Below are 18936 nucleotides of genomic sequence, written 5' to 3'. Positions count from 1 at the left end.
CGGCGAGGTCGGCATGGCTCCCTTCCTGGACGAGTCGCTGATCGACGACGTCGACGCGATCGCCGAGCGTGACTCGCGCCAGACCCTGAGGGCGCTCGCCACGGCGGGTGCGCAGGTCCGCGAGCAGATCACGCTCTCCCGCGAGGGAGGCATTGAGCGGGTCGGCGGCGGTGAGCGCCCACGGTCGGTGCTCGTGGCCTCACTTGGCGGCTCGGCCGTCGTGGCCGACGTCCTGGAGCTGCTCGCCGAGCCCGGCTCACCGGTGCCGGTGACCGTGCGCCGCAACCTGCCGCTGCCGGGCTGGGTCGGTCCGCTGGACCTGGTCGTGGCGGTGTCCCTGTCCGGCCGGGCGCACGGCCCGGTGGCCGTGGCCGCGGAGGCCGCCCGGCGCGGCGCGTCGCTGCTCACGGTCGGCGCGCCCGACTCCCCGCTGGCCCGCATCTGCGCCGCGGCCCGTGGCATACACATCGACGTCCCGCACGGGCGCACGTCCTCGCGCACCGCGCTGTGGTCCCTGCTCACCCCGGTCATGCTGGCCGCCGACGGCATGGGCCTGATCGACTGCACCGAGCGTGCGCTGATGGAGACCGCCGACCGGCTCGACGAGCAGGCCGAGGCCTGCCGGCCGACCTCGGAGTCGTTCGTCAACCCGGCCAAGATCCTCGCGGTCCAGCTCGCCGAGTCGATCCCGGTGATCCTCGGGGACGGACCGCTCAACGGCGTCGCCGCCGCCCGCGCGGCCTCCATGCTCCAGCGCACCGCCCGGATCCCCGCGTCCTACGGCGAGCTGCCCGACGCCGCCTCTCAGATCGTCGCCAGCTTCGACGGCCCGTTCACCGCCGGCGGCGGGCGCGGGGTGGGGGAGCGGGAGTCGGCGCCGGACATCTTCGCCGACCCCTTCCTCGACGGGCCGGCCCAGCCCCGGCTCGGGCTGCTGATGCTGCGCGACGTGGCGCCCGAGGAGCTCTCGCCCGAGGCCGCCGAGGTGCAGGAGCTGACCGACGCGGTCCTGCAGACGGCACACGACGCCGGCGTGCGGGTGGCCACGGCCGTCGCCGAGCCCGGGCACCCGCTGACGCGGCTGGCCGGGCAGATCGCCCTGACCGACTTCGCCGCCACCTACCTGGCCATCGGCCTCGGGCTCGACCCCTCGGTCTCCCCGCACGTGGCGGACCTGCGCGACCGCCGCGACCGGGCCCTGGGATAGCGGCCCGGCCCGGCCACGGCGGGTGCGCGGCCACCCTCCGGGCCCCCGGTGTGCAGGCGGGGGACGGGACCTGAACGCGGGCTGAACGACACCTGTGTGCCCGCGGCCCGGTCGCGGCAATAGGCTTCGGTGCCATGGCACATGAAGGTGGCGGCAAGGCGATCCTCGCGGCACTGACGGCAAACCTGGGCATCGCGGCGACCAAGTTCGTGGCGTTCCTCGTCACCGGGTCCAGCTCGATGCTCGCCGAGGCGGTGCACTCCGTCGCCGACTCGGGCAACCAGCTGCTGCTGCTCATCGGCGGCAAGCGCAGCCGGCGCGAGGCGACGCCCGCCCACCCGTTCGGCTTCGGCCGCGAGCGCTACGTCTACGCCTTCATCGTCTCCATCGTGCTGTTCAGCGTCGGTGGCCTGTTCGCCCTCAACGAGGCCTGGCACAAGTGGGCCCAGCCCGAGGCGATCGGGGGCCGGTGGTGGTGGGTGCCGCTGGCGGTGCTCGTCGTCGCCATCGGGCTGGAGGGCTTCTCCTTCCGCACCGCGATCCAGGAGAGCAACCCGCAGCGCGGCAAGCGCACGTGGGCGCAGTTCATCCGCACCGCCAAGGAGCCCGAGCTGCCGGTCGTCCTGCTCGAGGACTCCGCTGCCCTGGTCGGCCTGGTCTTCGCCCTCATCGGCGTCGGCCTGACCCTGGTCACCGGCAACGGGCGCTGGGACGCTGCGGGCACCGCCGCGATCGGCCTGCTGCTGGTCCTCGTCGCCGGCGTGCTGGCCATCGAGATGAAGTCGCTGCTCATCGGTGAGGCGGCCCGCCCGCAGCAGCTCCAGGCGATCACCGACGCGCTGGAGAACGGCCCGGAGGGCGCCATCTCCCGGGTCATCCACCTGCGCACGATGCACCTGGGCCCCGAGGAGGTGCTCGTCGCGGCGAAGCTCGCGGTGGGCCCGCTGGAGCGCGGGGTGGACATCGCGGAGGCGATCGACGCGGCGGAGCGCCGGGCGCGCGAGGCGCTGCCCGGCACCCAGCTGGTGATGTACCTCGAGCCGGACATCGACCGCGGCCCGCAGGAGCGTGCCCAGTGGGACAACGCCCCGGTGGCCGCGGACTCCACCTACGTCCCCGACGAGCCCGGCGAGGTTCGCGACATGGGGCACAGTCGTTAGACTGGCCAATCGCCGGCGTGGGTGATGACCCCGCAGATGCAGGCCCAGATGGGCGGCGCCGGGTCAGCAAACCCGACATCCAAAGGGAGTTCTACGCATGTCCTTTGACTACAAGGTTCGCGACCTGAGCCTCGCCGAGGCCGGCCGTCACCAGATCCGCCTGGCCGAGCACGAGATGCCCGGCCTCATGGCGCTGCGCGAGGAGTTCGGCGCACAGCAGCCGCTCAAGGGCGCGCGCATCGCCGGCTCGCTGCACATGACCGTGCAGACCGCGGTGCTCATCGAGACCCTGACCGCCCTCGGCGCCGACGTGCGCTGGGCGTCCTGCAACATCTTCTCCACCCAGGATGAGGCCGCCGCGGCGATCGTCGTCGGCAAGGGCACGCCCGAGGACCCGCAGGGCGTCCCGGTCTTCGCCTGGAAGGGCGAGAGCCTGCCGGAGTACTGGTGGTGCACCGAGCAGATCCTGTCCTGGCCCGGCCAGGACGGCCCGAACATGATCCTCGACGACGGCGGCGACGCCACCCTGCTCGTGCACAAGGGCGTCGAGTTCGAGGCCGCGGGCGCCGTCCCGGCCACGGACGAGAACGACTCGGCCGAGTACCGCGTCATCCTCGACGTGCTGCGCGCCTCCCTCGAGAAGGACCCGCAGCGGTTCACCAAGATGGCCGCCGGCATCCTGGGCGTCACCGAGGAGACCACGACCGGCGTGCACCGCCTCTACGAGTTCGCCCAGACCGGCGACCTGCTCTTCCCGGCGATCAACGTCAACGACTCGGTCACCAAGTCCAAGTTCGACAACAAGTACGGCACCCGCCACAGCCTCATCGACGGCATCAACCGCGCCACCGACACGCTCATGGGCGGCAAGGTCGCGGTCGTGCTCGGCTACGGCGACGTGGGCAAGGGCTGCGCCGAGTCGCTGCGCGGCCAGGGCGCCCGCGTGGTCATCACCGAGATCGACCCGATCTGCGCGCTGCAGGCGGCGATGGACGGCTACCAGGTGACGACCCTCGAGGACGTCGTCGAGACCGCCAACATCTTCATCACCGCCACCGGCAACAAGGACATCATCACCGCCGCCGACATGGCGCGGATGAAGCACCAGGCGATCGTCGGCAACATCGGCCACTTCGACAACGAGATCGACATGGCCGGCCTCGAGCGCGACACGACCATCGAGAAGGTCGAGATCAAGCCGCAGGTGCACGAGTGGCGTTTCCCGACCGGCCGCTCGGTCATCGTGCTGTCCGAGGGCCGCCTGCTCAACCTCGGCAACGCCACCGGCCACCCGAGCTTCGTCATGTCGAACTCGTTCGCCAACCAGACGATCGCCCAGATCGAGCTGTTCACCAAGAACGACGACTACGCCAAGCAGGTCTACGTCCTGCCGAAGATCCTCGACGAGAAGGTCGCCCGCCTCCACCTCGACGCCCTCGGCGTCAAGCTCACCCAGCTGAGCAAGGACCAGGCGGAGTACATCGGCGTCGACGTCGCCGGCCCGTACAAGCCGGAGCACTACCGCTACTGAGGTGGCGAGGGGCGCACCCCGGTGCGTTCCCGGCATACAGCCGTATCGCGCGCAGCGGGCGGTGAGGGAGACCTCACCGCCCGCCGTGCTTTCCGGCGGCCCCTGTCAGTGGCGGGACCTAGCGTCTGCGGCATCGCCAGAGGGGAGGCATGACCATGGACGTGCTCGAGCTGCGGCAGTACACCTGCCGGCCGGGACAGCGGGAGGCGCTGATCGAGCTCTTCGACCGGGAGCTCGTCGAGACCCAGGAGATGCACGGGGCGCGCATCCTGGGGCAGTTCCGCGACCTCGACGACCCGGACCGGTTCGTGTGGCTGCGCGGCTTCGGCACCATGGAGTCCCGCCGGGCGGCACTCGAGGGCTTCTACGGCGGGCAGGTGTGGGCGCGACATCGCGAGGCAGCCAACGCCACGATGGTCGACTCCGACGACGTGCTGCTGCTGCGTCCGGTCACGGTGGACAGGTCGACGTCCTGGCTCGGCCCGTGGTGGCACGACCTGCAGGACCTCAGTCCGTTCCAGCGGCTGCCGGTGGGGCGCCGCCGGCCGGACGCGCCAGATGACCAGCCCTGCGACGTCCCGGTTCTGGCTGCCTGGGTGTGGCCGCTGGCAGGTCCCCTCGGTGGGGCCGCCCTCGGGCGCGTGACCAGGCAGCTCAACGATGCCCTGGGCGGTCTCGGGGAGGGCGCCCTGGGCCTGTGGGTCACCGAGCAGTCGGCCAACACCTTCCCGGCGCTGCCGGTGCGTGAGGGGGAACAGGTGCTGGTGTGGCTGCTGCGCTACCCCTCTGTGCGTCATCTGGCCGCCCGGCGGGAGGCGGTGGCACGGGTGGGGGAGGAGCTGGGGCCGGCTCGCGCGGGGGCGCCGCAGGTGCTGCGGTTGGGCCCCACGGACCGGTCGCTGCTGCGCTGAGCGGTGCGAGCGGCTCAGCCGCCGCCGGTGTCGCCGCGGACGCGGCTGAGCGCGGCTGCCGCGGAGGCCACCGCCTGGTCGCGGCCGCGTTCCAGCCGGTGGACCGGCAGCCGCTCGACCCGGCAGTCGAGCGCCCACCGCGGCGTGGCGCCCAGCGACTCCTTGAACGCCTCCAGGCCGGCGACCCCACCCGACATGCCGAGGCTGAACCACCGGCAGCCGGCCTCGCAGGCGTCCTCGATGGCCAGACGCTTGAGCAGGTGGCTGGCGTGCAGGGCGCGGTGCTCCCGCAACGAGTAGCTCCGGAAGGAGATGGCGTGCGTTCCCTGGGCGAACGTCACCAGTCCCGCCACGGGTCTGCCCTCATGGCAGGCCAGCCAGGTGCGGCAGCCCAGCGCGGGCGAGCCGGCCAGCTCCTTGAACACGGCCGGTGGCTGTCGCCGCCGGGCCAGGGCCAGGGCCACGGGCACCGGCAGGCCGGTGCGGCTGGTGCGCTCGGCGGTCCAGGCCAGGTACAGCTCGTAGAACGCCGGGGCCAGCCGGCCCGTCGTGTCCCGCACGACGGTCATGCCGGCGCGCTCGGCCCGGCGCACCGCCTTGCGCGCCGAGGGGTGGAAGCGCTGCGCCCAGACCGTCGCGAAGCCGCCGTCGAGGTCGAGCACGTGGACCCGCAGGGGGGTGGCGTGCGCACCGACCGGCAGGCCGGCCTCGAACTGCCCGGCGACGTCGAACATCGCCGTGACGCGGGTGCTCAGCGCCGGTGACCGGCGCAGGTCCGACAGGACCAGCCGCACGTCCTGCGGCCGCACGCCGTCCGTGGCGAGCAGACCACCCGGGCCGAAGGGGTGGGACAGGCCCTCGTCGAGGGAGAGGGCGGGGAGTGGGGCGCCGGGAAGCAGGCGCCGCCGCAGCAGCGGCAGGACCAGCCGGCGACCGTCGCGCAACACGTAGAGCCGGCTGGCATCCCGGGCACCGGTGACCGCGGTGGCGGCCTCGAACCACGCCGGCGTCTGGAACACCGACGCGGCGGGGTCGGCCGCCAGCACGGCCTCCCAGTCCGGGCGGGGTGCGGGGCTGACGACTTCGGACACCGGCGACCGGCTGCCCCGCTCGCGCGTGTCAGGGCGTGCCCACATGGGGATCTCCACTCAGCCGGTGCCTGACCCGCCGGGCCGTGCGCCACGCCGGCCGGGTCCACCGGCGCAGGGTCGCCTCAGCCCCTTGCCGACCGGTGAGCAGGTCCGCGAGCTGCTCGGGGGTGGTGCCCGGGGCGACGAGCAGCCGTTGCACCGCGAACGGGTCGAGGCCCGGCACCGGCGTGGTGGTGTAGCCCACGGCGCAGGCGGAGGCGAAGCCCGCCTCGTGCACGGCGCGTCGCACCGCCGGCGTGGCGTAGCCGAACGGGTAGGCGAGGGACTGAGGCGCCGTCCCGAGCTCGTCCTCGAGGAGGGCACGGCTGAGCTGCACCTCGTCCGCCACTTCCCGTGCCGGGAGGACGTCCAGCTCCCGGTGCCAGTGCCCGTGCGAGCCGATCTCGACGCCGCTCGCGCTCGCGGCACGCAGCTCCGGCCAGTCCATCAGCGGCAGGCGGCCGTAGCGTGCGCCGAGCCACCCCGCATCCCGCCCGACGTGGGCCGTCGGCACGTAGAGCGTCGCCTGCGCCCGGTGGCGGCCCAGCAGGGGCAGGGCGTGGTCGGCGAAGTCGGCGAAGGCGTCGTCGAACGTGAGCGCGACGAGCCGGCTCACGTCCCGTCCCAGCCGGGCCTGCTCCAGCAGGTCGGTGAGGGAGACACCGCGCAGCCCGGCGCCGGCCAGCGCCGACAGGTGCTCGTCCAGGAGCCCAGGGACCACGCGGTAGCGGCGGAAGCCGCGCTGCGCGGGTGCGGGGGACACACTGTGGTACATCAGCACCCGCACGGTCCCGGGCAGCGGCGCCGCCGCGACGGCAGACGCCTCGCCACTGGTCGGGCGCCCCTCACGCATCGAGGGTGGTCCTTCGCGCGCGGCCGGTGAGGAAGCCCGCCGACGCGGCAGCCACGCCGAGCACGATGTTGGACGCCCGGAGCAGCCCCGGCAGGTCCAGGCCTACGGCATCGGTCAGCCCGGTGCGGACCCCCGCCGGGAGCACGCGGGTCACGTAGTGGCGCTCGGTCGCCAGCGGTGCGGACCCGCGCACCGACCGGGCGACGATCGCCTTGGACAGCCCCTCGCTGTAGCAGCGGCTGATGAAGTACGACCAGGTGCAGCGGGCGGCCGGGACGAGGTGCGAGATCGTCGAGCCGGGCTCGTAGCGGAAGACCCCGCCGGTCAGCCGGGCGGCGCGCAGGCAGTACTCGGTCTCCTCGCAGCCGATGGGCCGGTCGCCCACACGGCCGAGGTCCTCCCGGAACAGTCCCGCCCGCTCGCGCAGGTCGCGCCGCAGGACCATCGCCCCGCCGGAGGGGTTCCGGACGACGCAGCCCATGCCGGGCATGCCGCGGTAGGTGCAGCCCACCACCCAGTCGAACTCGGCCGGCCACCACCGGGGACGGCGCGTCTGCCACTCCGGGTCCACCCGGCTGCCCGCCCCGAGCACGTCCTCGCTCGACATCGCCCCCACGAGGGTCTCCAGCCAGTCGGGAGCGGCCCACGCGTCGTCGTCCAGGAAGGCGATGAGCTCCCCGGTCGCCACCTCCAGCGCGGTGTTCCGTCCGCCGGACAGGCCCTGCCGGTGCCGGTTCTCCACCACCCTGACGTCGGGCAGGGCAGCCGCGAGCCGGGTCGCGAGCGTCGGGTTGTGGTCGACCACGACGAGGATCTCGTCAGCGGCCAGGGTCTGCTCGCGCAGGGAGTGCAGCGCCAGCAGGATGCGGTCCCACCGGCGCTCGGTGAAGACGCAGACCACGGCGGTCACGGACGTCATGACGTCGGCCTTCACCCTTCTCCGGCGGTGGTGCCCGACCCGGCAGCCGTCCCGCCGCGCCGGGGTTCCCCGCCCAGCAGACACCGGCTGCAGGAGGCGGCAACCGTGCGGTTGGAGGACCGGGGGGCGGTGACACCTACGCCGAAAGGCCGGGTGGTCGGTGCGCCGCCGGCCCACCCGGGGCCCCCGACGGTACGGCGGCTGCCGGTGCTCACGCGTCCTCGAAACGCAGCACGCGCTTGACGGTCACCCGTGCCGCGTGGTCGAGCCGCGTCAGCGGCACCCGCTCGGTGCGGTAGCTCTCGGTGCTGTGCACCTCGGCGCCGAACCCGGCCTTGAACCGGGCCAGGCCCGACCCGGGACGGCTCTCGCCCATGGCGTAGTGGGTGCAGGACGCGAGGCAGGCGTCCTCGATCGCGAGGCGGTGCAGGAGGTCGTTGGCGCGCGTGGGCGAGGCCAGCTCGCGGTCCATGGCGCCGCGCCAGTACTTGGCCTGGGTCCCCTGGCGCAGGACGATCAGCGCCGCGACCGGGCGCTCGTCCTGCCGCGCGACCCACACGGCGCACCGGTCGCGGAGCCGCTCGGCAACCGTCCGGAACTTGTCCGGGGGGTTGGCCCGCTGCATCCGCCACCGGGCCAGCGGCTGCGGCTCGTGCTGGGCCTGCGCCCACCGCGCCACCGAGGCGCGGTACAGCTCGTTGAACACGCCGACCAGCCGGCCGGTGCGGTCGACCTCCACCTGCAGGCCCGACTGTTCGGCCTTGCGCACGGCCCGCCGCACGCTGGACTGGAACCGGGTGCCCCAGACGTGGTCGAACCCGCCCGAGAGGTCGAGCACGTGGGTGGCCTGCGTCGTGCGGTGGAACGTCGCCGGGACACATCGCCAGGCGGGCTCGGCCAGGGCACCCAGCCGCACGGTGCGCTGCAGCGCCGGGTGCTCGAGCAGGTCCTGGAACACCGCGCGGGTGTGGGCGGTCGTGACCGGTCCGTCGGTGACCGGACCCCCCGCGCTCCAGTCGAACGGCCACGAGGCCTCCACCGACAGGGCCGCCGGCAGGTGTCGCCGCCGGGCGAGCGGGAGCAGGACCTCCCGCCCGTCGTCGAAGCGGTACCACCGGCTGGCGTCCGTCCAGGGACCGCTCGCGCAGATGCACTCCAGCCAGTCCGGGGTCTGGGTGGCGGTGGCCCCCGTGCTCCGACCGAGCAGGTCCACCCACGCCTCCCGGGGTGCGGGCACGACGACCTCACGCAACGTCACCATTGATCCCTCCCCGCCAACAGGGACAACAGCCGCAGGGAGCGCAGCGGCACGGTGGCCGCCCCGCCCTCGGGAAGACCGAGCACCGCGAGCACGGCCCGGGTGCGTGGCGGGAAGGCCGGCGGCCGGCAGTCCGCGCAGCCGCCGGGGCGGTGACCGAGCAGCTGGGCGCAGGCGTCGAGCAGGCCGAGCTGGTAGGCGCGCCGGGTCACGGGCACCCCCGCAGCGCGAACCCGCGCGTCGGCATTGCGCGGTGCCCGTGCCAGCAGGGCCCGCTCCAGCATGGGCAGGTCACTGGCGGAGTCGCCGACGGCCAGGGCACACAGGCCCCGGCTCCCGGCCATCAGGTGGTCCAGCCCCGTGCCCTTGTCCAGCGCCCGGGCGACGATGTCGGTCTGCCCCTCTCCCGGGACGACCAGCACGTCCGGTTCGCGCAGGAGCGGGATGGTCCGCGCGAGGTCGCCGCGCAGGGGACCACCGTCCTGGCGCACCCGCACGGCATACCGGTGCCCGGCATCCACCTCCAGACCGTGCGCCTGCATCTCCGTCCGCACGGCCGTCATCAGCTCGCGGGCCGCCGCGTCCCGCAGGTCCACCTCCTGACCGGTGCGGGGGTCCCAGGCCGCCATGCCGTACTCGGCCACGGCACCGGCCAGGCCCAGCCGCTCGCACCTGTCCCTGGCGTCGTCCAGGCTGCGTCCGGTCACCAGGGCCGGGCGGTAGCCGTGCGCCCGCATCGCCCGCAGCGCCAGGACGCCCGCAGGGGACGTGGAGGGGAACCCCAGCCGGTCGGTCTCCAGGACGCCGTCGAGGTCGACCGCGACCCACGGCCCGTCGGCCGTGGGGTCCAGGTCCCGCAGGTAGCACCCGGCGAGGTAGTCGTGGACCGCTGCGGCAGCGCACTGCGCCGCGCGATGCGGCGCCAGCGCACCGGCGCCCACGAGGCGGTGGACGTGGGTCAGCCGGTACAGCAGCCAGCGCTCGGCGTCGACCCGTCGGCCGGTGCCCGCCTCCCACGCGTGGCGCAGGGTGGCCTCGAACGCCGGGGACCTCGCGGCGGCGGCGGCGCCCGCGAGGTCGAACACCTGGTCGTAGCAGCACAGCTCGGTGGTGCTGAACGCGTACTGGTGGAAGTCCACCTTGCGCAGGCCGCCCGGTCCCGCGCTGGGCCGCCAGCGCTCGAGCTCCGTCGCGCCGTCCACGACGCTCGGGTGGTCGCAGGCGAGCAGCCGGCGACTCAGCGGCTCCAGCGCCACGGTCCGGGCGACCGGGGCTGCCGGGCCGTAGGGACCGGCGAGCAGCCCGGCGGCCACCTCCCACACCGGGTCGCGGCCGCGCAGTCCCGGGGTCGGGTCGCTGGCGACGGGCAGCGCCCGCGCCCGGTCGGCGACGTAGGAGGCCACCCGCTCGGCCCCGGCCACGTCCTCGCCGGCCCCCGGTCCATCAGGCAGCCACTCGCGGTACAGCAGCCCCTCGGAGAACCCGTAGACGCGGGGCACGTGGTTGCCGAGCGCCTGCGCCACCGCCAGGGCGTGGCGACCGAGGTAGCCCAGCCCCGCCCCCTCGACGAGCAGGTCGCGTCGTTCGGTCCTGCCGGTATGCCGGTCGGCCAGGTCGACGGTGTAGCGCGCCCGGACGTGCCCGCGTCCCCCGGGCGCGCCCGGTGGCCCGAGCCGATGCACGCTGCCCACGCGCCACCGGGGCCCCAGCATGTCCTCGAGCGCAGCGCCCACACGGTCCTCCTCGAGCCGGCGGTGCACGCTCCAGGCCGGCCAGGGCAGCAGCACCGCGTCGCGGTCGCGCAGGGCCGGGGGGAGCTCCGGCGGGTCCCCGAACACCGCGAGCACGAGCGCCTGCGCCGCGTCCGGCACGCCGGCACCGCTGACCGCGCGGACCGTGCCGGCCAGCGTGGACCCGGTGCCCGGCGGGTCGTCGCAGACCAGGACGACCCCGCCGTGGGCCACGGTGTCGCGCAGGATGGCTCGTTCCCACTCCATGAACGGTCGGGGCGGTCGGTGGGTGACCACGCCAGGGCGGGGGGTGCCCTCGGCCTGCAACGCGGCGGCGAGCAACGGCGCCAGGTAGCAGCCGGAGGTGCGCACCCCGACGACGCAGACCGGGGCGTCCGGCCGGGCGCTGTGGTCGAGCCAGGCCCGGGCCAGCAGCCGCAGGTCGCCGGGCTCCTGGTCGAAGCCCCGGAAGCAGGCCGGTGGACGGGCCACGTCACCGCCCCAGGCGTCGACGGCGCGCGTCGCCAGCCGGGTCAGGTCGGCGAGGCGGCACCGATCCACCTCGCGGCCCGGCTGCAGGACCTGGGCCGCCAGGCTCATGCCGAGCTCGGCCAGCGCTGCCCGGGCGTCCGGGGCCCCGTCGGGGCGCCGTCCCCGGCCACGCTGGAGCAGCTCTGCGGCCGCGGTGGTGGCGAGCGCGCCCCACCTGGCAGCACGCGGACCCTGACTGACGAGGTAGTCGGCGGTGCGCCGCAGCTGCCAGGGGTCCGGATGGGAGTGGTCGTCCGCCAGCTGGGTCAGTCCCGCCACGGCGAGGTAGGCGTCGAGCCAGTCCCCGGACTCCAGCGCCCGGGTGAGGAGGCCGACGAGCGAGCCTGCCGGCAGCAGCAGGTCGGTCACGAGGAGCGGGCCGTCGGGGCCGGCCACGTGCGCGACGGAGGGAGAGGTCCCGGGGGCGGCGCTCACGACGACCCCACCGGGGCCATGGCGCGAGCCCGCCGCCACGCGCGCCACACCCGGGCTGCGGCGCGGTCGTCGCGCAGCCCGACGGGGGCCCCTTCGCCGCCGAGCCACCGGCGCACCGTCGACGCGGGGGTGTCTGCGGCGACGGTCAGGCGGGCCAGCGAGAACAGCGGGTCGTGCGGGCTGCACAGGGCGTTCTTCACCGAGCAGGCTGAGTCGAACCCCGCCTCGACCACGCTGCGGCGGACGAGCGGGCTGGAGTAGCCGTGGGGGTAGGCGAAGGAGCGGATCCGCCGCTCCAGTCCCTCCTCGAGCTGGGCCTTGCTGACCTGGATCTCTGCTCGCGCCAGGGGCGCTGACAGGAGGTCGAGCTGGGGGTGGGTGACGCTGTGTGCCCCGATCTCGTGTCCCTGGGCGGCGAGCTCACGGGCCTGGGCCCAGTCGAGCATCAGGTCGCCGCCGGGGCTCCTGGCGGTCAGGAACCCGCTCGTGAGGTACACGGTGGCGACGTGACCGTGCTGGGCGAGCAGGGGAGCCGCCAGCGTCAGGGTATCGGCGAAGCCGTCGTCGAAGGTGATGACCACGGGCCGCTCTGGCAGGGAGGCCCGGCCCGCCATCCCGTCGCACAGCCGCGACACGGTGACCGGGGTGCGCCCGGACTCCTCCACGAGTGCCAGGTGCTGGTCCAGCGTCTCTGCGTCGACGTTGAACGGCGCGATCCAACTCGAGGGCTCCGGGCCCACGCGGTGGTACAGCAGGATCGGCACCGGCGCGGCGGCTGTCAGGGCCGGGCTCATCGGGCTGCCGTCCGGCGCAGGCAGGCCACGGTGCTCACCCCGGCCAGGAAGAGCATGAGGGCGGTCGGCGACCACAGGCTGGCGATCGCCAGGGCCTCGGAGGCAAGGGCGGCGAGGGCCACGCTGACGGCGACGGCCAGGGTGGCCCTGGCCAGCGGGTCGGTGACTCCGAGCCGCCCCTGCAGGGCCAGGCCGGGCACCACACCCACGAACCAGAACACCAGCGGCGCCCGCCACGGCGTGCCGACCAGGCCGACGGTGCAGGCCAGGGCCGCGGCTGCGGAGCCGAGCACGACGGCCAGGACTGCAGGGCGAACGGTCAGGGTCATGAGCGCGAACCCCCCGGGGGTGGCTGGGTGGAGGCGAAGATCACCGCGTCGCGGTTCTGGTAGACGACGTGGTAGCCGGGCGCGTGCTCCAGGGCAGCGCCGATGGCTGCGACGGCCCCGTCCGGTAGGACGCCGGTGTAGCGGACGGAGTCGACCTGGCTGCGCGTCAGGACGACGTAGACCGGTCCCTGGCGGCCTGTGACCGCCTCGCCCAGCACGGGGATCGGCGAGCGGACCATGTCGCGGCGCTCCGTCGGCGAGAGGTCCTCGAGGAAGGTGTAGTCGTAGGTCTCGTAGTGCGTCCAGGCCCACGGGAAGTCGGCCGTGGCGCCGACCAGCATCGCGCGGCTGGGCGCGTGGGCGTACAGCCACGTCGAGGCGGCCACCTCCTCCGGCGTGAAGTAGTTGGCGCGCTCGCGGCCGTAGTACGCCGCGCAGAACAGCATCGACATCGTGATGGCCAGCGCGGCGATCACCGTCGCGCTGCCCCGTCGGCGGGTGCGCGGGTAGACCAGGCCCGCGGCGAGCAGGGCCAGGAACGGCAGGGCGAAGAGGTAGACGCGGAAGATCATCTCGCCGCCGTAGCTGTTGGCCGCCAGCAGCGAGACGGGTGTGGCCGCCAGCAGGCCCGCGACGCGATACGGCTGTCGCGTGTGGCGCAGCCGGAACCAGCCGGCGACTGCGCAGAGGCCGACCAGCGCGGTCAGGGCCCGCGAGGCGTAGGACACCAGCTTCTGGTCGAGCGTGGCGTGGCTGAGGTCGACGAAGCCGGTCTGGGTGTTCTGTCCGAGCTGCCCGATCGAGGCGATGATCCAGTACAGGTTGTCCCGCAGGAACGTCGTGGCCATGAACCCGACCCACGCCACGGTCATGACGCCGACCACCACCGGCAGCCACGCCGGACCGGTGTGGCGGCCGAGGCAGAGCACGCACAGGGCCGCGACGAGCATGAACGGCGTCAGCTGGTGGCTGGTGACGATGCCGCCGGCGAGCAGGAGCACGACCGCCAGCAGCTCCCGGCGCCGGACCGGTGCGCCCGACGCCTGCCCGGGCAGCGTCTCGCCCATCCAGCGCCGCCAGCGCGGCAGCGGGGTCCCGGCCCGGGTCGCCGGCAGCCACCTCAGGCAGACGACCAGGCACACGAGGTAGAGCAGGTAGGCGAAGGCCTGGGGGGAGAAGTAGTCCTGGCCGACCCAGTTGCCGAGGTAGAACACGAGCAGCGCCAGCCACACCTGGCGGGTGTCCCGCGCGAGCGTCGAGAACAGCAGCTTCAGGGGCCCGAGCGCCAGGAGCTCGACGACCGGGGGCGCCCACGCCGCGTAGGACAGCGCGCTGCCCAGCCCGGACACCTTGACCAGCAGGGCGTTCAGCGCGAAGAAGCCGGGCCAGGACTGGTATGCCGAGAAGGGGCTGTCCATGCGGGGGGCCACCGCGTGGTGGCGCAGGATGAAGTCGACGACCCCGACGTGCTTCCACGCCCACGCGTAGCGCAACGAGTCGTAGAGGATGGCCGGCGTGGCGTGCAGGATCGCGATGAGCAGGACGAAGTAGGCGACCAGCACCACGGGCCGCGTCGACCCCTGGTGGATGAGCACCGCCAGCGTCCCGATCACCAGCCCCAGCGCCGCCCCGTAGGTCAGCGGCAGGACCGAGAGCAGTCCCAGGTCGCTCATCCCCCGCAGGTCGACCCGGCGCAGCGAGCTCAGCCAGAGGGCCAGGGCGAGGCCGAGCGGCAGGAGCTGGCCCAGGAGCGGCAGCACGCGATGGCGCGACCGGGTGCGGGCATCCACGACGGCCCGCGGGGGGAGCGCCGAAGCCGGGGGGCCGGGCGTCGTGAGGGAGGCGCCCTGGGCCTGCTTGCCGGTCACCGCGTCACCCCACCCTCGTGGACGGCGCGCAGCACCGGGAGGACGGTGCGCCGCGACCAGAGCGGGCTCGCGCCGTAGCGGGCCGACTTCTGCAGGTTCATGTGCACGTGGGCCAGCCAGGTCAGGAGCAGCAGGGACTCGTCCGGCAGGCCGTGGCCACAGGCGGCGGACCCGATGAGCTCGGCTTCGCCGCGGTGCCAGTACTCCCCGCGGCCCAGCCGCTCGGCCACCTCCCTGCCCAGGGCGCGGTGGCCGTGCTCCGCGGCCGTGGTCAGCAGCCAGTGCGCGGGGTCCAGCGCCGGGAAGGAGTCCGGCCGGGCCCCACCCCAGTCGAGGATCCCCCGCACCACGCCGTCGGGCCAGACCAGCAGGTTCCCCGGGTGCAGGTCGCCGTGGCTCCAGCCCAGGGTCACCGACCGTCCCTGGAGCCGGCACCGCAGCACCCGCTCGAGGTCGTGCAGCCCCGAGCGGACGACCTCGCCGTCGGGCAGCGCGCGGGCCAGAGCCGCGACCGGTGCCCCCACCCACCGGTCCAGCAGCCGCGCGTCGACCGCGACGATGGAGGACTCGAGCCGATGCAGGGGGGCGAGCGCGCAGAGGGCCTCGTGAGTGAGGCGCCCCGGCGTGTGCTGGTCCGGGGGTGCCCCGGGCAGGCGGCTGAGCAGCAGGTAGCCACCGCGGGCGTCCTGCCAGCCGCCCAGGACCGTGGGGATCATGCGGCGCCATGAGCCGAGCCGCTCGTCGGCGGCAAGCTGCTGCAGGACGCGTCGTTCCGCGGCGAGGGACCTGACGCCCCCCTCGCCCGTGGCGACCTTGAGGGCCGCCGACGACGACGACGAGCGCAGGAGGACCACGGAGGAGTCGGACACCGACCGCAGCGTCCGCTCCGGGGTCCAGCCGTCCGCCGCGACGGCCTGCACCGCGCGGCGGCGGGTGCGGCGGGGCACGGTGGGCCACGGGGGAGCCACGAGGTGGGGCCCGACCCACCGCAGCCCCACCCAGGCCGCCACGACCGACTCGGCCACCAGCCACGCGAACCCGGCGCCCGCGATACCCACGTGGGGGACCGCCAGCAGGGTGCCCCCCAGCACCCCCACGCTGAGGGTGGCCATCGTCCCGACCACGACGGTCATCCGTCGTTGCACGCGGGCCCGGCTGACGGCGAGCGCCACGACGCAGTTGGGCACGGCCGCCAGGGCCAGCAGGCGCAGCGTGGTGGTGCCGACCTCGACGTACCACGACCCGAAGAGCCGCAGGATCCACGGCGCGAGGACAACGAGCACCGTCACCGCCGGCGCCACCATGCCCAGGGAGTAGGTGAGCACCTTGCGGTGGCGCTCCTCGAGCCGGTGCGGCTCCAGCGGGCCGTGGGCGACCAGGGACTGGCCGAACGAGGCGGGGACGTTGAGCAGCACGAAACACATGGACCAGGCGAGCGCGAACACCGCAGCATGGGACGGGCCGGTGAGGTTGATGACCAGGATCGGGGGCAGCGTGGTGCAGGCGATCCAGGCCAGGGCGGCCAGGTAGTCGGGGCCGACGTAGCGGACCAGCTCGCGCAGCGTGGGGGCCGTGGCCGGCACGGCACGCGGAAGGGCGATGAACCGCGGGTATGCGCGGGCGGCGTAGTACCAGACGGCCCCGACCAGGACGACGGCCATGGCGACGGTCCAGGAGAACCAGACGCCGGCCCCCGGCACCGCCACCGCGAAGCCGAGCAGCAGGACGAGCTTGCCGAGGTTGAACGTCTGGGTGGCGACCGTGGACGCCCCGGCCTGGCCGACGGCCACGAGCGTCGAGCAGTGGAGGACGTACAGCGTCCAGCCCATGGTGGCCGCGACGAAGAAGAACATTTGGGGTGGGGAGGACAGGAGCGGGCGGAGGGCGGGCGCGAAGGTCCCCAGGCCCAGCAGGAAGGCCGCGGCGGCCACGGCGCTCGTCGTCAGGGCCACGGCGTAGAAGCCGAGGACGAGCCGCCCGGCCCTGGCACCGGCGCCCGGCACGAAGCGCAGGACGGCGCTCATGAGGTTGAGCTGCGCGACGCCGGCGAGGAACATCATCGCCGAGATGAGCGAGGAGTTGGCGCCGACGACTTCCGGCGGGTAGAGGTGGGCGGCCGAAAGCCAGAACGCGACACCGGCCACGGCCGTGACGACCGACCCGCCGGCCAGGAGCCATCCCGCGCGGTAGACGGGCTGGCTCCACTGGGCCGATGCGCGACGCCGGCCGAGGCTGAGGATGACGCCCACGCTCATGGGGGTGTCCCCCAGGGGGTCGTGGACCGGTAGCGCCACCGGCTGAGCAGGTAGGCCGGCGGCCCGAGGGCCAGGCCGGCGCGCTCACGCCAGGTCAGCTCGGTGGGGAAGTCGGAGCGCTTGCCCTGGTTCTTCGGCGAGTCGTGCGCCAGCAGGTGGGCCGTGGCTGGCACGGCGCGCCGTGCCATCTGCGCGACCAGGGACGGCTGTCGCCACGCGGTGGACGTGAGGTAGGCGCCCAGGCCGATCCCGTAGCCGAAGGACTGACGGCGCAGGCCCGCGTAGTCCCGCCGGTGCCAGTGCCGCACGATCGCCGCCGGCTGGTAGGCCAGCACGCCACCGTCGAGCACCACCCGGCAGAACGCGGCCAGGTCGTCGCCGCCCCGGGCGGGCGTCCCGGCCCCGGTGGCCCGGTCGAACCCGGCCCGGTCCCGCAGCCAGCTCGTGCGGAAGGACATGTTGGCGCCGGAGCCGAACCGGCCGGCGGTGAACGGGAACAGGGGGTCCGGGCTCGGTCGCGTCAGGCTGAAGCGGCGTTCCTCGAACCCCCGGGCGAACCCGCCCGCCTGCTCGACCCACACCTGGGCCGCCGTCTCGAGCTCGGCGGCCAGGATCAGGCCGGTCACGCAGGTGACGCCCTCGTCGGCGAACGTCTCCGCCACGGCGGAGAGCCACCACGGGTCCACCTCGACGTCGTCGTCGGTGAAGGCGACGACCTCGCCCGTGACGAGGTCGAGGGCCGTGTTGTGCGCGAGCGCAAGTCCCGGACGGCTGGTGTGCACGTACCGCAGGGCGAAGGGAGTGGTGCGTGCCTCCAGCGCCAGCCGGGTCTCGGCGGTCGAGGGGGCGCTGTCGACCACGACGACGTCGAACCGCTGGTAGCGCAGGCGTTCCAGCGACGACAGCGTGCGCTCGAGGCTCGCGGTGCGGTCGCGGGTCGCCACCACCACGGTGATCGAGGGCTGCTCCGGCCTGAAGCGGACCTCGAGGCACCCCGGGGGGAGCTCCGGGGTCAGCCCCTGCACGGGCAGCCGGTCGGGGACCGGCACCCCCTCGGAGCGCAGGTGCTCGCGGACGCGGTCCCCGACCTGCGGCCACGCCTGCGCCGCGAGCTCGTCCGGGGCCAGGCCCGCTGCGCCCCAGCGTAGGTCGACCTCACCCATGGGGCGGGTGTGCAGCCGGGCCAGCAGCCGCGTGCCGGCGTGCCTCGGCGAGGAGGGCAGGTGGGGCAGTGGCGCGTCCAGGTCGAGGTCACCGACGAGGAGCGGTTCAACCATGGTGTGTGGCCAGCTGACGTCGTCCGGTGTAGGGCAGGTGGAGCAGGTCCAGGGCGTGGCGTGCCCGGTGCCGGCGCTGACGGTCGCGCAGCACGCTCCTGAGGACGAGGTTGCCGTCCCGGATGGCGTGCAGGTTGGACCGTCCGCTGCGGCGGGGGAGCTCCAGGCTGGGGACCTCGGCGATCCGGAGACCGGCCTTCAGCGCGTGCACGGTCATCTGGGCCTCGATGTCGAACCCGTCCGCAGTCAGGTCCAGCAGGTCCAGGAACTGGCGGTGGAAGGCGCAGAAGCCGTAGCACAGGTCGGTGAGGTTCGCGTCGTACAGCTTGTTCACCAGCTGCAGCAGGGCCCAGTTGCCCGTCCGGCGGAACGCCGTGATGTCCAGCGACCCGCCACCGGCGATGAACCGCGAGCCCTTGACGAAGTCGTAGCCGTGGGTGAGGAAGTGCAGGAAGTGCGGGATCTCGCGGGCCGACATGCTGCCGTCGGCGTCGATCATCACCACGATGTCGCCGGTCGCGGACGCGAAACCGGCCCGCAGCGCGTCGCCCTTGCCGGTGCCCGACTGGGCGACAAAGCGGATGTCGGGCCGGTGGATCGAGGCCATCAGCAAGGTGGCGTCCTCCGAGCGGCCGTCAACCATGACGACCTCGTCCACGCAGTCGGGGATCTCCCCGAGCACCCAGGCGAGGTTGCGTGCCTCGTTCTTGGCGGGGATCACCAGGCTGACGGTCAGGGCGCGGGGGGC

At 74.1% G+C, this 18936-nt stretch carries 15 protein-coding genes; 4 read left to right on the top strand and 11 right to left on the bottom strand.

Annotated features, from left to right (window positions below):
- Positions 1 to 13 precede the first annotated feature (13 nt).
- The 4 genes from ACXVGS_RS04835 (at position 14) to ACXVGS_RS04820 (ending at position 4809) form a co-directional block, all read left to right on the top strand.
- Positions 14 to 1207 (top strand): SIS domain-containing protein, encoded by a 1194-nt coding sequence (locus ACXVGS_RS04835; protein ID WP_458528103.1) that lies wholly within the window; start codon positions 14 to 16, stop codon positions 1205 to 1207.
- Positions 1208 to 1341: 134 nt separating this feature from the next.
- Entirely contained in the window at positions 1342 to 2367 is a 1026-nt protein-coding gene (locus tag ACXVGS_RS04830) for a cation diffusion facilitator family transporter (RefSeq protein WP_458528102.1), read from the top strand.
- A gap of 97 nt (positions 2368 to 2464) precedes the next feature.
- Positions 2465 to 3898, top strand: coding sequence for an adenosylhomocysteinase (gene ahcY, locus ACXVGS_RS04825; RefSeq protein WP_458536683.1), 1434 nt, complete (start codon positions 2465 to 2467; stop codon positions 3896 to 3898).
- Between the two features lie 149 nt (positions 3899 to 4047).
- The gene (locus ACXVGS_RS04820) at positions 4048 to 4809 is read left to right on the top strand and encodes an NIPSNAP family protein (RefSeq protein WP_458528100.1); all 762 of its coding nucleotides are present in this window, start codon (positions 4048 to 4050) and stop codon (positions 4807 to 4809) included.
- Between the two features lie 14 nt (positions 4810 to 4823).
- Here the strand turns inward: ACXVGS_RS04820 and ACXVGS_RS04815 are convergent, their stop codons facing one another.
- The 11 genes from ACXVGS_RS04815 to ACXVGS_RS04765 form a co-directional block, all read right to left on the bottom strand.
- A complete protein-coding gene (locus tag ACXVGS_RS04815) occupies positions 4824 to 5900 on the bottom strand; it encodes a GNAT family N-acetyltransferase (RefSeq protein WP_458538170.1) in 1077 nt (358 codons plus the stop codon).
- Between the two features lie 28 nt (positions 5901 to 5928).
- The gene (locus ACXVGS_RS04810; RefSeq protein WP_458528098.1) at positions 5929 to 6792 is read right to left on the bottom strand and encodes a polysaccharide deacetylase family protein; all 864 of its coding nucleotides are present in this window, start codon (positions 6790 to 6792) and stop codon (positions 5929 to 5931) included.
- The gene (locus ACXVGS_RS04805; RefSeq protein ID WP_458528097.1) at positions 6785 to 7711 is read right to left on the bottom strand and encodes a glycosyltransferase; all 927 of its coding nucleotides are present in this window, start codon (positions 7709 to 7711) and stop codon (positions 6785 to 6787) included. Before ACXVGS_RS04805 ends, ACXVGS_RS04810 begins: the two co-directional genes overlap by 8 nt.
- A gap of 211 nt (positions 7712 to 7922) precedes the next feature.
- Positions 7923 to 8972 (bottom strand): GNAT family N-acetyltransferase, encoded by a 1050-nt coding sequence (locus ACXVGS_RS04800; protein ID WP_458528096.1) that lies wholly within the window; start codon positions 8970 to 8972, stop codon positions 7923 to 7925.
- The gene (locus tag ACXVGS_RS04795) at positions 8966 to 11665 is read right to left on the bottom strand and encodes an HAD family hydrolase (protein WP_458528095.1); all 2700 of its coding nucleotides are present in this window, start codon (positions 11663 to 11665) and stop codon (positions 8966 to 8968) included. Before ACXVGS_RS04795 ends, ACXVGS_RS04800 begins: the two co-directional genes overlap by 7 nt.
- Positions 11662 to 12459 carry a polysaccharide deacetylase family protein gene (locus ACXVGS_RS04790; RefSeq protein ID WP_458528094.1) on the bottom strand — a complete coding sequence of 266 codons (798 nt, stop codon included), beginning with the start codon at positions 12457 to 12459 and terminating at the stop codon, positions 11662 to 11664. The genes ACXVGS_RS04795 and ACXVGS_RS04790 overlap by 4 nt, the downstream gene beginning before the upstream one ends.
- A complete protein-coding gene (locus ACXVGS_RS04785) occupies positions 12456 to 12788 on the bottom strand; it encodes a hypothetical protein (RefSeq protein ID WP_458528093.1) in 333 nt (110 codons plus the stop codon). Before ACXVGS_RS04785 ends, ACXVGS_RS04790 begins: the two co-directional genes overlap by 4 nt.
- Positions 12785 to 14656: a hypothetical protein gene (locus tag ACXVGS_RS04780; RefSeq protein ID WP_458536681.1), complete on the bottom strand. Its 1872-nt coding sequence runs from the start codon at positions 14654 to 14656 to the stop codon at positions 12785 to 12787. The genes ACXVGS_RS04785 and ACXVGS_RS04780 overlap by 4 nt, the downstream gene beginning before the upstream one ends.
- Positions 14653 to 16911, bottom strand: coding sequence for a phosphotransferase (locus tag ACXVGS_RS04775; RefSeq protein WP_458528091.1), 2259 nt, complete (start codon positions 16909 to 16911; stop codon positions 14653 to 14655). Before ACXVGS_RS04775 ends, ACXVGS_RS04780 begins: the two co-directional genes overlap by 4 nt.
- Positions 16908 to 18188 (bottom strand): glycosyltransferase, encoded by a 1281-nt coding sequence (locus ACXVGS_RS04770; RefSeq protein WP_458528090.1) that lies wholly within the window; start codon positions 18186 to 18188, stop codon positions 16908 to 16910. Before ACXVGS_RS04770 ends, ACXVGS_RS04775 begins: the two co-directional genes overlap by 4 nt.
- The gene (locus ACXVGS_RS04765) at positions 18181 to 18909 is read right to left on the bottom strand and encodes a glycosyltransferase family 2 protein (protein WP_458528089.1); all 729 of its coding nucleotides are present in this window, start codon (positions 18907 to 18909) and stop codon (positions 18181 to 18183) included. The genes ACXVGS_RS04770 and ACXVGS_RS04765 overlap by 8 nt, the downstream gene beginning before the upstream one ends.
- Positions 18910 to 18936 lie beyond the last annotated feature (27 nt).

It is taken from the genome of Oryzihumus sp. (assembly GCF_054325275.1).
The sequence above is the reverse complement of the archived record's forward strand: the minus strand, read 5'-3'. Positions and strand labels throughout refer to the sequence as shown.

What these genes read in the sequence shown, in the direction of transcription:
- ACXVGS_RS04800 (WP_458528096.1), bottom strand. Translation starts at nt 8,972, where the DNA reads ATGGTGACGTTGCGTGAGGTCGTCGTGCCCGCACCCCGGGAGGCGTGG.
- ACXVGS_RS04770 (WP_458528090.1), bottom strand. Translation starts at nt 18,188, where the DNA reads ATGGTTGAACCGCTCCTCGTCGGTGACCTCGACCTGGACGCGCCACTG.
- ACXVGS_RS04810 (WP_458528098.1), bottom strand. Translation starts at nt 6,792, where the DNA reads ATGCGTGAGGGGCGCCCGACCAGTGGCGAGGCGTCTGCCGTCGCGGCG.
- ACXVGS_RS04830 (WP_458528102.1), top strand. Translation starts at nt 1,342, where the DNA reads ATGGCACATGAAGGTGGCGGCAAGGCGATCCTCGCGGCACTGACGGCA.
- ACXVGS_RS04805 (WP_458528097.1), bottom strand. Translation starts at nt 7,711, where the DNA reads ATGACGTCCGTGACCGCCGTGGTCTGCGTCTTCACCGAGCGCCGGTGG.
- ACXVGS_RS04785 (WP_458528093.1), bottom strand. Translation starts at nt 12,788, where the DNA reads ATGACCCTGACCGTTCGCCCTGCAGTCCTGGCCGTCGTGCTCGGCTCC.
- ACXVGS_RS04820 (WP_458528100.1), top strand. Translation starts at nt 4,048, where the DNA reads ATGACCATGGACGTGCTCGAGCTGCGGCAGTACACCTGCCGGCCGGGA.
- ahcY (WP_458536683.1), top strand. Translation starts at nt 2,465, where the DNA reads ATGTCCTTTGACTACAAGGTTCGCGACCTGAGCCTCGCCGAGGCCGGC.
- ACXVGS_RS04790 (WP_458528094.1), bottom strand. Translation starts at nt 12,459, where the DNA reads ATGAGCCCGGCCCTGACAGCCGCCGCGCCGGTGCCGATCCTGCTGTAC.
- ACXVGS_RS04775 (WP_458528091.1), bottom strand. Translation starts at nt 16,911, where the DNA reads ATGAGCGTGGGCGTCATCCTCAGCCTCGGCCGGCGTCGCGCATCGGCC.
- ACXVGS_RS04835 (WP_458528103.1), top strand. Translation starts at nt 14, where the DNA reads ATGGCTCCCTTCCTGGACGAGTCGCTGATCGACGACGTCGACGCGATC.